Annotated in this window: 11 protein-coding genes; 4 read left to right on the top strand and 7 right to left on the bottom strand. The window is 64.1% G+C overall.

Going from position 1 to position 12,074, the window contains the following annotated elements:
* Nucleotides 1-56: 56 nt before the first annotated feature.
* Genes FFS23_RS12275 through FFS23_RS12265 form a run of 3 tightly spaced genes read right to left on the bottom strand, consistent with a single transcriptional unit; the run spans nucleotide 57 to nucleotide 3,672 of the window.
* Nucleotides 57-377, bottom strand: a complete 321-nt coding sequence (locus FFS23_RS12275) for an alpha/beta hydrolase (RefSeq protein WP_137898815.1) — start codon at nucleotides 375-377, stop codon at nucleotides 57-59.
* A 55-nt stretch (nucleotides 378-432) separates the two neighbouring features.
* Complete coding sequence (locus FFS23_RS12270) at nucleotides 433-1,347, bottom strand: alpha/beta hydrolase (protein ID WP_137898814.1); 915 nt, start codon at nucleotides 1,345-1,347, stop codon at nucleotides 433-435.
* Nucleotides 1,348-1,371: 24 nt separating this feature from the next.
* Nucleotides 1,372-3,672 carry a beta-glucosidase family protein gene (locus FFS23_RS12265; RefSeq protein ID WP_249340656.1) on the bottom strand — a complete coding sequence of 767 codons (2,301 nt, stop codon included), beginning with the start codon at nucleotides 3,670-3,672 and terminating at the stop codon, nucleotides 1,372-1,374.
* Nucleotides 3,673-3,700: 28 nt separating this feature from the next.
* Between FFS23_RS12265 and FFS23_RS12260 the strand changes: the two genes are divergently transcribed.
* Together FFS23_RS12260 and FFS23_RS12255 are read left to right on the top strand one after the other, a co-directional pair.
* Entirely contained in the window at nucleotides 3,701-6,049 is a 2,349-nt protein-coding gene (locus tag FFS23_RS12260) for a TonB-dependent receptor (protein ID WP_137898813.1), read from the top strand.
* Between the two features lie 57 nt (nucleotides 6,050-6,106).
* Nucleotides 6,107-6,745 carry a TetR/AcrR family transcriptional regulator gene (locus FFS23_RS12255; protein ID WP_137898812.1) on the top strand — a complete coding sequence of 213 codons (639 nt, stop codon included), beginning with the start codon at nucleotides 6,107-6,109 and terminating at the stop codon, nucleotides 6,743-6,745.
* 7 nt (nucleotides 6,746-6,752) lie between these two features.
* Here FFS23_RS12255 and FFS23_RS12250 read toward each other — a convergent pair whose 3' ends face one another.
* Both FFS23_RS12250 and FFS23_RS12245 read right to left on the bottom strand, forming a co-directional pair.
* A complete protein-coding gene (locus tag FFS23_RS12250; RefSeq protein WP_212742958.1) occupies nucleotides 6,753-7,559 on the bottom strand; it encodes an SDR family NAD(P)-dependent oxidoreductase in 807 nt (268 codons plus the stop codon).
* A gap of 11 nt (nucleotides 7,560-7,570) precedes the next feature.
* Nucleotides 7,571-9,046 (bottom strand): flavin-containing monooxygenase, encoded by a 1,476-nt coding sequence (locus FFS23_RS12245; RefSeq protein ID WP_137898810.1) that lies wholly within the window; start codon nucleotides 9,044-9,046, stop codon nucleotides 7,571-7,573.
* 75 nt (nucleotides 9,047-9,121) lie between these two features.
* Between FFS23_RS12245 and FFS23_RS12240 the strand changes: the two genes are divergently transcribed.
* On the top strand, nucleotides 9,122-9,760 hold the full coding sequence (locus FFS23_RS12240) for a TetR/AcrR family transcriptional regulator (RefSeq protein WP_171009467.1): 639 nt from the start codon (nucleotides 9,122-9,124) through the stop codon (nucleotides 9,758-9,760).
* 100 nt (nucleotides 9,761-9,860) lie between these two features.
* Here FFS23_RS12240 and FFS23_RS12235 read toward each other — a convergent pair whose 3' ends face one another.
* Both FFS23_RS12235 and FFS23_RS12230 read right to left on the bottom strand, forming a co-directional pair.
* Entirely contained in the window at nucleotides 9,861-10,229 is a 369-nt protein-coding gene (locus FFS23_RS12235) for a low molecular weight protein tyrosine phosphatase family protein (RefSeq protein WP_212742957.1), read from the bottom strand.
* Nucleotides 10,230-10,238: 9 nt separating this feature from the next.
* Nucleotides 10,239-10,931, bottom strand: a complete 693-nt coding sequence (locus tag FFS23_RS12230; protein WP_137898808.1) for a phytanoyl-CoA dioxygenase family protein — start codon at nucleotides 10,929-10,931, stop codon at nucleotides 10,239-10,241.
* 279 nt (nucleotides 10,932-11,210) lie between these two features.
* Between FFS23_RS12230 and FFS23_RS12225 the strand changes: the two genes are divergently transcribed.
* Nucleotides 11,211-11,591, top strand: a complete 381-nt coding sequence (locus FFS23_RS12225; RefSeq protein ID WP_038658204.1) for a glyoxalase superfamily protein — start codon at nucleotides 11,211-11,213, stop codon at nucleotides 11,589-11,591.
* The last annotated feature ends 483 nt before the right edge of the window (nucleotides 11,592-12,074 follow it).

Genomic DNA, 12,074 nt, shown 5'->3' with positions numbered 1-12,074 from the left:
CGGCAGGCTGGAGATGACGTCCGCATCACCGCCGACATAGAAGATCGAACCCCGCATTACCTGCGGCAGCGCGCCAAGGTCGATCCGTTCTTGTCAGCGGGCACGATGTCGGCGGTCCCATGGGCAAAGACGATGACGGGGTGGCGGAACCCGTCCGCCATCCGCCTTAACGGATTGATGCCTAAAGTTGATGGATACCAGATGTCGCAGACGTTGCCCTCACGGTCGCACGCACTGTTCGACACGGTGGTTGTCGTCGCCCATGGACCATCCGCGGCGTAGCGCCGCTCAATCGGCCCGTTCGGCTGGTACGTCGCCGCTGTGACCGGCTGGATCAGGGCCACCGCAATCAACGCACCTATCAATGACCAACGCATTGTCCCGTCTCCTTGTCAGGGAGTTATCCTCTCAGCCAGCCTCTCCGGGCCGTTCCTATTGTTTCGTGAGCCAGCCGTGCGCGCCGAGCCAGCCGAGCAGCGCCTGGTTCCAGCCGACGCTGGTCGTGCCGGCCTTGCCGTCGAAGCCGAAGCCGTGGCCGCCATGTTCGTAGACGTGCAACTCGACCAGGCGTCCTGCGCGGCGCCAGCTGTCGGGCAGGCCGTAGCCCTGCTTTCCAAAAAGCTCGTCGTCGCTCGCCACCGCAACGAACAGCGGCGGTGCGTTCGGGGATACGGTGGTCGGCGCCATGGAGGGATAGATGGCGGCGAACAGGTCCGGAGCCGTTCCGGGGGCAGCGGCCCTTACCAGATCCACGCCCATGATCGCTCCCGCCGAAAAGCCAACATACGCGACGCGCTTGGGGTCGATGCCCCATTGCGCGGCGCGGGTTCGCACCAGTCCCATCGCCGCCTGTGCATCGGCGAGTGCCGGCGCGGGCGCGCGGATGTCCGCCCCCCCTTTCGCGCCCGCCATAGCGGCGGCCGCGAAACGGGCGAGTGCCGCCTGCTTGAACGCCTCCATCGCCGCGGGCGTGGGATCCAGACGATATTTGAGGACGAAAGCGGCGATACCGTGATCCGCGAACCAGCGCGCGGGCTTCATCGCTTCCGCTTCCATCGACTCCATCACGAAGCCGCCACCAGGCGCGATAACGACCGCGGCGCCCGTCGCCTTGTCCTTGGCGGGCAGAACGGGCAGCAGCGTCGCGGTCGACACGTTGCGCACGGTCGGACGGCCGGCGAGCGTGAACCAGCTTTCCGCCGGCATGCCGGGCACCCCGCCGGTGCCGAGCGGAATAGCGCCGGACTGCGCCGGTGTCGCCATCGGCGCGACCGGAATGCCCTGCGCAGAGGCGGACATCGGACAAACGAGCGCGACCAAAGCGCTGACGATGCGGTTACACAACATCGGATAATCCTTTGCTAAAGAGGGTTAGCGCCACTGCCGCGCTGGAAGGGTCACGGTGACGGCAGGGCCGAGATCCGTGGCGGACCGGCCAAGCGCGAAGCGATAGGTTCCCGCGGCCATACTCCAGCGGCCGCCCTTACTATCGGCGAGCAGGCGCAGTTCGATGGGGATGGTTGCAGTTGCGATCGCGCCTGACCCGACAGCCACCTTGGCAAACCCGGCAAGGCGCAGCGTACGTCCGGCGGGCGTGGAAACGAGGTAGAGCTGGGCCACGTCGCTGCCTGCGCGCATCCCCGTATTGCGGATCGTCGCGGTCGCTCGGGGGTTCGCACCACCGACGATCTTTACCGCGCCGTGCTCGAAGGTCGTATAGCCGAGGCCAAACCCGAACGGGAACAGCGGCACCGCCCCCTTGCGTGCGAACCAGCGATAGCCGACGTCCGCGCCCTCGATGTTGTAATCGATCGGATAGCTCTTGCCCGCCGCTAACCCGGCGGCGAAATCGCGGTCGATCATCCCCGCATAAGGTAGCGCCGGCCGCGGCAGCTGCTCGATCGAGGCCGGGAACGTTACCGGCAACCGACCCGACGGGTTCACGTCGCCGAACAGCGTCGCCGCGATCGCATCGCCGCCCTTCGCGCCGCCATACCACGCCTCGAGCACTGCCCCCGTCCGCTCGAGCCAGGGCATCAACACCGGGCCGCCGGTTTCTAGCACGACGATCGTCTTGGGATTGGCAGCGGCGACCACGGCGATCGTCGTGTCCTGCCCCCCAGGCAGCGACAGATCGGGCACGTCGGCACCCTCGCTCATCCACTGCGTTGCGAAGACGATGGCGACGTCGGCGCGGCGCGCGACCGCGGCGGCCTCAGCAGGATAACGCCCATCGACGAACGTCACCTTCGCCTTGGGCGCCAGCGCACGGATCGCTGCGAGCGGCGCGGTGCCGTGGAAGGTCTGGTTGTTGTATTTGGCGAGGGGGCCTTCGCCGCCCATCGGCAATGATACCGCCGGCCCTCCGACGGGCTGGACCTGCGTTGATCCGCCGCCCGACAGAACGCCGGCATCGGCATAGCCACCGATCACCACGATCGAGCCCACGTCCTTCGACAGCGGCAACAGCGCGTTCCGGTTGCGCAGCAGCACGATGCCCTCGTCCTCGACCGCACGGGCGATCGCGGCGTTTGCGGCAAAATCGATCGGCGCCTTCACCGGCGGGTTAGCATCCAGCCCGATCGCATAAATCGAGCGCAGGATGCGCCTGTTCATGTCGGCGACGCGACCGGCGTAGGCGGGATCGCGCGCCGCGGCCGCCGCCAGCGGCGCGCCGAAGAACACCTGCTTGTCGATTTGCGCACCCGATTGCTGGTCGAGTCCGGCGAGCGCGAAATCGGTGGCGCCGACGGCGCCCCAGTCCGACATCACGAAGCCGGGATAGCGCCAATCCCGCTTCAGCACGCGGTTGAGCAGATAGTCGCTGCCGCACGCCGGCGCGCCCTCAACGCGGTTGTAGGCGCACATGACCGCACCGGGCTTACCCTGGTCAATCGCGATCTCGAAGGCGAGCAGGTCGCTCATGCGAAAGGCATCGTCGGCGATCCTGCCGTCCACCGCATGCCGCCCGGTCTCCTGCGCATTGAGGGCGAAATGCTTGACCGTGGAAAGGACGTGTTGCGACTGCACGCCGTCGATCGCTGCGCCGCCCAGCACGCCGGAATGCAGCGGATCCTCACCGAAATATTCGAACGTTCGCCCGTTGCGCGGATCGCGCATCAGGTTAATCCCGCCGCCCAGCAGCACGTTGAAGCCCTTCGCACGCGCCTCGCCCGCGATCATCGCGCCGCCACGACGGATCAAATCGGGGTTCCACGTAGACCCCATCGCCGTCGCCGACGGCAATGCCGTCGCGCCGTCCTTGCGCAGTCCCGCGATGTACGACACGCCCAGGCTCGCATCGGTTTCAACCAGTGCCGGCACGTCGAGCCGCGGGATGCCGGTGACATAGCCCGCGCCCAGCACTGCCTCGGCTGGTATCGTCACGTTCGGGATCAGCGGGATTGCCCACAGGCCGCGGGTCAGCACCGTCCGTTCATCGGGCTGCATGCGCCGTTCGGTTTCGGCTGCACGTCGATCGGCGTTCGCTTCGCTGGTTTGCGGGGACCGGGCGGTTTGCGCGCCCGCCGATCCGGCGGAGCCCAGCAGGACGGCAAGCGCCACTGCGCGGGTGTACCGAAATGTCATCATACCTACTCCCGATCGCGCGGTCACTTGCATACGCGCTTGACAGTATGTTTCAGACAGACAATGCTTGTTGTCAAGCGGCACGGACCGCGAATTGGGTGAGGAAAAGACGATGCGTGGATTGGCGCTGCTGATTGGTTCAAGCGTGCTGGCATGGGCCGGTAGTGCGCAGGCACAGACCGCTCCGGCGACCGATGCTCAGGCTACGGCGCCGCAGGCCGACGCGAGCTCTGCCGACGGCGACATCGTCGTCACCGCACAGCGCCGCACGGAAAACCTGCGCGACGTCCCCATCGCAATCACCGTCGTCAACGGCCAATCGCTGCGCGAAACCGGTGCCAACCAGCTGGCCGACATCACCCAGCGCGCCCCTAGCCTCAACTTCACCGCCACCCCTGGGGTGCCTAATTTCGCGATCCGCGGCGTCGGCACCAACTCTTTCGACTATGGCATCGAGTCCGCGGTCGGTATCGCCGTCGACGACGTCAACATCACGCTACCGCGCTACGTCCCGCTCAATTCGCTGGCGGATGTCGAGCGCGTTGAGGTGCTGCGCGGGCCGCAGGGGCTGCTGTTTGGAAAGAACACCACCGCCGGCCTTATTTCGATCACCACCGCGCGGCCAGAGCTCGGCACGTGGAGCAGCAGCGGCCGCGTGCAGGCCGGCAGTCGCGACCAGGTTCAGTCACAGGCAGTGGTGAACGTGCCGATCGGCGATACCATGGCGTTGCGCGTTGTCGGCGGATATCAGTATCAGAAGCCCTCGACGCAATTGGTCGGCCCTGGCCGGCTCGACCCGGTGCGGCGCTGGTTTGGCACCGGCAAATTGCTGTGGAAGCCGACCGACCGACTGACTCTTTACGCGATCGTCGACAACCAGAACAACAGCGGGATCGAAGCCTATTCGACGATCCGCAAATTCGGCGGCAACGACCCGACGCCAATTCCCGCCGCGTTCCGCCCGCTGGCGCCTGCCAATTTCGTCTTCGCGCGAAACACTGCGCTAGGCGTCGTCGCCTCCCCTACAAACAACAAGACCGCGATCGGCAGCACCAACGTCGTGCGCGACGAGAAGAGCTTCGGCGCACAGCTGTCAGTCAATTACGATGCGGGTCCAGTGGCGATCACGTCGGTCACCGCCTATCGAAACCTGAAGGCGCGTGCGAACAACGATGTCGATCAGACGCCGGTACCTTTCTTCGACACCAACATCGCCAATTCGCAGTCCTATCAGCTGTCGGAGGAGCTCCGCCTTTCCAATGCGGGCCATGGGTTCGTCGACTATACCGCAGGCCTCTATTTCTTCCGCCAGCATATCGACGCGCAGATTTTGCAGGATGGTACGTTCGGCGTTTTCCCCGCCAGCTTCCCCGTGCGCCTGTCGCCGGTCAATGGGCAATCGAACTTCAACTACACGACAAAAAGCTATGCCGGCTTCGCGCAGCTGACCTTCAACCTGACCTCGCAGCTCCGTCTGATTGCCGGCGGTCGCTACACGCGCGACGAGATCGACTCGACGACCACCGTCACCGCGGTACCGGGCGTGTGTAACCTCGTCACCTTCCTGCTCAGCGGCGGCCGGCGCTGCATCGGCGCCCTCGCCGCGCCCATTTTGGCGGGTCGCAACGCCAACGGCTTCTCAGGGCGCGCGGGCATCGAATATGCGATAGCGCCAACGGCCAATCTCTACGCCACCTACACGGGCGGCTATAAGGGGCCGGCAATCAGCTCTGCGGCAGGGGTCGCATTCAACGTCGACCCGGAAAAGGTCGACGCTTACGAGATCGGCGGGAAATTTGACCTGCTCGACCGCAAGCTGAGCCTCAACGTCGCCGGCTTCATCAACAACTTTCGCGATTTTCAAGCGCAAGTCTTTGATCCTACGCTAAATGGCGGCCTGGGCTCATTCCGCACCGGCAACGCGAGCGAACTGAAGACCCGCGGCGTCGAGGCGGAGGCGATCGTCCGACCCGCGCGCGGCATCAGCTTCAACGGCGGCATCACCTATCTCGACGCGCAATACGGCAATTATAACGTCGCCTGCTTCTCCGGACAGACCGCCGCGCAAGGCTGCACACTCGCTGGCCCCAGTTTCAATGCCGCGGGCACGCCACTGGTCGGCGCCTCGAAGTGGACAACAAGCCTCGCCGCCAACATCGATCAGCCGATCGGAAACGACCTGAAGGTCTTTGTGACCGCCGACTGGCGGTATCGCAGCCGCTTCTTTTACGCCATCAACGATCCCAATACGATCCAGTCGGGCTATTCACTGGTCAACGGGACGATCGGTATCGGCGACATCGGCGATCACGCCCGCTTCAGTGCGTTCGTCCGGAACCTGTTCGACAAGCGCTACGCCGCTGCCATCTTCCCCGGCAACTTCTCCGCCGGACAATATGTACAGACTTTGCCTGACAATGCCTTCCGCCGGATCGGTGGCGCATTCGAGTGGCGCTTCTGATACGTAAGGCCTTGTCTCGTGCAGCGTGACCGGCTCATGCTTTTATGAAATGAGACGATGATGATGAGCGAAACGAGGCCTAAGCGACGGACGCAGGAACAGCGAACGGCGGAAACCCGCGCGGCGCTCTTCGAGGCAGCAGTGCGCGCGATCAGCCGGCTAGGATACACGCGCGCCAGCAACGCGATCATTGCCGACGAGGCTGGGATTAGCCGCGGCGCAATAACCCATCATTTCGCGTCCCGCGCCGCTTTCATCGCCGAGGTGGTGCGTTGGGTCTTTGACGCAGAGGTGGTCGCCTATCGAGAACTGCAACGCGAGCGGCAGATCGGATCGCGCGTTTCGGATTGGCCGCGCATTTCCTGGGAGGTGTTGTCGCGGCCATCGGGCATGGCGGTCCTCGAGATCTTCGTCGCCTCGCGCAGCGACCCCGATTTGGCGACGCTCATCAAGCCCGTGCAAAGCGCGATTGAAGAGTTGGCAGCAAAGGCATTCCGCGACCGGCTCGGAACCACCGTCGTTGATAATTCGGCGATCCGCCTAGTCGTCTGGGCGATGCGCGGGATGTCACTGGGGCGCGAGTTCATCGATGATCCCCAGGCAATGCAGGAGTCGGTGAACTTGCTCGCGTCGCTGCTGGAGCGAGCGGCCCCCAACGGCACGCTGGAGGAGCTGCTGCCGTTGCCAAGGGGCTGACGCTGGATCAACCGCGACGGCGACCAATGATGTGCCAATAGCCCACCGGCATGAGACGTTCGATCACAGCGACCAATTTGGCATCCTGCCCGACCAGAATACGTGGCTGGCGCCGTTCGATACCGCGCACGATGATCTCTCCCGCCTGATCTGCATCGAGGCGCAACACCTTCTGGAAATGCGCCTGTTGCCTGGCGGCCTCGACCGCATCTACCGCCGCGGCCGCACGGGCATTCGTCGCGATGCCGGTCCGCACGCCACCGGGATGAACGACGCTCACCCCGACCGGCGACCCCGCCGCCTCCAATTCATGGCGCAGCGCCTCCGAAAATCCGCGTACCGCGAATTTTGCTGCAGCATAGGCGCTTTGACCCGGGGGTGCGATCAGGCCGAACAGGCTCGACAGGTTGACGATCTGCGCCTGCGGCCGCCGCTCGAGCACAGGCAGGAACGCCCGGGTCATCCGCACCACACCCTGAAGATTGATTTCAAGCAGCCAGTCGAACTCCGCCTCGGTCAACTGGGCAAACGTCCCTGCCAACGCTACGCCGGCGTTATTGATTACGACATCGACCACGCCATGCGCTGCCGCGACCTCGTCGGGAAAGCGCGCGACGGCGCTCCGATCTGCCACGTCGACCCGATGGCAGGTCACGCGAACGGCATCGCCGATCAGCCCCGCAGTTTCGGCAAGGCCGGCCTCGTTGATATCTGCGATGGCAACATCGCAGCCCCGAGCCGCCATTGATCGCGCGATCGCACGCCCGATCCCGCTTGCCGCACCGGTGACGACCGCTACCTTGCCGTCCAGCATCAGTCGAGCGCTCATACCGCCACCCCCGTTGGCGTCGTTCGCGCATAGCTAAAGCGCAACACGCCATCGTCCATTTGCCCCGTGCGCAGCGCCCAAAGATCTTGCACGTAGTTCTGCTGCACCCGCCAAGGCGCACGAGCGCCCTGGCGCGGAAGCAGCGCGGCGGCACGCTGGACGTAACCGGAAGTCAGGTCGAGGATCGGCGGCTCGTCGGTTGGCGCTGCGGGCGCAACTGGTACCACGCTCGTCGCACCGCGGGCCGCCATATGATCCAGTAGACGGCGGACGAACTGCGAAGTCAGGTCGCACTTCAGCGTCCATGATGCGTTGGTATAACCGATTGCGAAGGCAAGGTTCGGCACCCCGTCCAGCATCGCGCCCTTGTAGAGCAGCCGGCGTCCCGGATCGACGACCTCGCCATCGACCGTGATCCGCGCCCCTCCCATGAGCTGAACCTTCAAGCCGGTGGCGGTGACGACGATGTCCGCCTCCACCGCCCCGCCCGACGCGAGGCGCAGGCCGCCCGGTTCGAACGCCGCGACCTCGTCGGTCACGATCGACGCTTGTCCCTTGCGGAGCACCTTGAACAGATCCCCATCCGGCACCAGGCACAGCCGCTGATCCCAAGGATCGTAGCGTGGTGTCAGATGCGTCTCTATGTCGAAATCGGGACCCAGCATCGCGCGCTGATGCTGCGCGATCTTCTGCTTCAACACATGCGGCTTGCGACGCGCCATTGTGTAGACGAAGCTGCCGTAGAGGATATTCTTCCAGCGAATTGCCGCCTCCGCCGCGCGTGCAGGCAGCCAACGTCGCATGGTTCGTGCATGCATGTCTCGCGACGAGCGCGAGACGATATATGTCGGCGACCGCTGTACCATGGTGACGTGCGCGGCCCCCATTTCTGCAAGCGCCGGCACCAACGTAACCGCGGTTGCACCAGATCCGATCACGACGATGCGGCGATCTGCGATGGTGAGCGCGTTGGGCCAGAATTGCGGATGAACGATCTGTCCCGCAAACGTCGCCATACCCGGCCACGTCGGCGCATGTCCGGCGGCATAATCGTAATAGCCTGAACACAAGAACAGGAACCGGCAGGCAACCTGCCGCACGTCGCCCGCCGCTTCGTACGTCACCGTCCATACAGCGTCCGCCGACGACCAGTCGGCTGCGGTAACGCGATGCTTCAGGCGGATGCCCCGATCTATGCCGTACTCGGCGGCAGTATCGCAGATATAATCGCGGATGTCGGCGCCGGCAGCGATCGAGCGGTCGCGCGTCCATGGCCGAAACGGAAACCCCAGCGTCGCCATGTCTGAGTCAGATCTCAGGCCGGGGTAGCGGAACAGATCCCATGTGCCGCCGATCGCATCACGCGCTTCGAAGATCGCCCAGCGACGATGCGCTTTGCCCTTCGAGATCCAATAAGCGGCGTCGATGCCGGACAGTCCCGCCCCTACGATCAGAACGTCAAGTCGCTCCATATCCGTCTCCGCTCATCCTCGCGGCATATAAGTGACAATGCTGGTTGTCATTGTCAATTGGACTATGGAAGGAGCATGACGACAACGACTGTAAAACGCTGGACCGGCAGATCGCTTGATGCGCGCCGGGCCGAACGACGCGAAATGCTGATCGCGGCAGGCGTGCGCCTCTACGGAACGCAAGGGTTCCACGGCACCGGTGTCCGGGCGATCTGCCGCGAGGCCGGCCTGACCGAGCGTTATTTCTACGAAAGCTTCGCGAATGGCGAGGAACTGCTGCTGGCGGCTTTCAGCGAGGTGATCCAGGCGCTCCTCACCCAAATAGTTGAAGCCGACGAACCGGGCAAATCTGCCGAGCATCGCGTCCGGCGGATGCTAGGCGCCTATTATGCCGCCCTGCGCGCGCATCCGGCGGCCGCGCGGGTGTTTCTGATCGAGATTGTCGGGGTGTCGCCCGAAATCGACGATGCGATCCGCCAGTCCATGCATGATCTGTCGTCCCCGCTGTTCGCTGCGCTGGCCTCAGATCAGAACGGCCATTGGCGTGGGGACCCCTTATTACGGCGTGGGATTGAGGGCGGTCTTCTCCATATCGCGTTGGACTGGGGAGCTAACAACTATATTCACTCCGTAGATACCGTGATCAACGCCGCTTGGCCACTTTGTCTGGCCGCTACGTCTAGGCTCGACGACGAGCCAGATATGTCTGGGTGACCCATTTCCGGCCGTTCAGTCTCCCTGGCTCATTTCCCAATTTCGGCCATTCGTTAAGCTGAATGACGCAGCAACTCGCTCGGCATGTCGAACCGGTCGATCAAGCCTTCGGCTCTTGCGTCGCTGGCGCCGCAGGCAGGTGGCGGCTCACCTTGGCTTTCAATAGCCGGACGAGTTCAGGCTGCATGAAGTCGTATTCGTCAGGTATATCAAGACAGACCACGCGCTTGCCCCCCAGTGCCGCCCGAAAGCGCCGCTGCAGCTTGCTGCGGTGCGCCTTCTCCATGACGAAGATCACGTCGGCCGACGCGACCATCTCGGCCGTGAGCGGGTTGTCGGCGTCGTGATTAGTGCCGGCAGAGTCCACCTCCAAGTCCTCCCGGCGCGAGAACACCTGCTCGGCGGTGGGGCTGCGCAGCCTGTTCTGGCTGCACACGAACAGCACCGTGCGAGTGCGGGGATGCCTCAACCCTGGCGCCTACATGCCGCGCCAGGCGAGCGGACCTGGGGCCGCGTCAGCCGAGAAGTCGATCTGGAGGACGCGGCGCCGTCGCGGCGGATCGGCTGCAAGCGAGCCGTGAACGATCGATGTGGCGTAGAGCCAAACATCACCCCGTTCGGCAAGGCAGAGACGCTCGCCGAAGGTAGTCACAACACGCCCGATCTCGGCTTCGGGCAGGCGGCCCAGCCGGTGCGAGCCGGGCACGATGCGTAAGGGGGCGTTGCGCTCGTCAACCGCATCCAAGTGTATGCGCAGCGTCACCATGCGCTCGATGATCTCAAACGGCGGCTCCACCTGGATCAGCCCGGACTTAACCGTCCACGGCCCGTACCCGTCCGTGTCGATACGCTTCTCAACCACGATCGTGCGATCCTGGTGCCAGCCGAGCGCCCAATTCCGCTCCGCGGTTTTGTCGAACAGGATCGCACGTACAGGGCGAGCCTGTTCCCCGAGCACCGACGTCGCGATCGCGCCGACCGGTCCGGCGTCATCGAGGAAGGGCTGCAGTTGCCGCCCCTCCCCTATCCGCACACCCGGCCTGCTCGTCGGCAGCGCGGCCAAAGCAGTCTCGAGGCGATCGCACGCCGCTTCGTCCAGAGCTTGCGCGAACAGCTGGGCTCCATCATCGTTGAGGGTAAGGTTAGCAGATCGACAGACGGTTGAGAGCATGAGGCTGAGGCTAGCGCGACCGACCCTCGGCGTCGACCCGGACCCAGATGCGGCTATTCACACGGTTATTTGCCTTCCCAACTCCCGCCATTCGTTCATGTCGGCAAATGCCTGGTTTCGGGCATGCAAATTCGGCAGTTGAATGGTGCGACCTAGTGGCATCGCGGCGCGGCCAATCTCTCTGTTGACATGTTCCGGCAGACAAAGCAGCAAAACGGCTCGGACACCGCTCCATAACCGGCACGCGCACCGCCGCCCCTGCCCGACAAGGAAGAGACGATGGCGGACTCCGCTGTGGCCGAGATCAGCTTCGGCCGTGTTGCGCCTGGCATCTGTGTCCGCGACATTCAGGCCGCGCAGGATTTTTATGCGCGTGTGCTGGGCTTCCGGAAGGTGTTTGAAAACGGCGATCCGGTCGGCTTCATGGTAATGGAAAAGGATCGCGCCGAAATCCATTTGAGCCAAAAGCCAGACCACAAAGCCTCAACCGTCAATGTCATGCACATGTTCGTCAGCGACGTGGCGGCGCTCTATGCCATCTGTGAGGTTGAGGGTGTGCGGATCATAAAGGGTCTTGCCGACAAGGCTTACGGACAACGTGCCTTCGTTTTCGCCGACCCGGATGGCAATCGGATCGATGTAGGCGAACGACGATCCTGACCCTGCTTGCTGCCCAAGGGCCGCCTCCGGGCGGCTCTTACGAGGATCACGAGACTGGCATGGGCGGCAGCCGCTCGGCGGCTTTGAGGCGGACGGGACCCACTTCCCGCCATCCAGCGCCCTACATGCGCTTCCCAACTGCGCCCGTTCGTTCATGTAGTTTGCTCAAGCACTCAATGAGCCGCGGAGGCCGGTCCGAACCGACATGAAGTAGTATAAGACTGCCGATCACCATCGCTGCTGAGAACGACCGGTAGCGCTGAAACTGTCCATTCTTGATGTAGCGAAGAGCCTGCGCGGCGATCCGGTTCGGCCTGAACAGCAGAAGAAGGCTGGCGGCTCGGGTCCCAAATTCAGCGTACGCTCCGAGCGGATGTCGGCCCTAACCACCGATCGCGCGATCGACGCCAGATGGGGATGGCGGGCGCGACGAGGATTTTTTCTGATCCCGCCACGGCCTGCAAAAACAACGACTTAGCCTTC

Source organism: Sphingomonas sp. 2SG (assembly GCF_005503285.1).
GTDB lineage: Bacteria > Pseudomonadota > Alphaproteobacteria > Sphingomonadales > Sphingomonadaceae > Sphingomonas > Sphingomonas taxi.
This window is presented reverse-complemented; position numbering and strand designations above follow the sequence as displayed.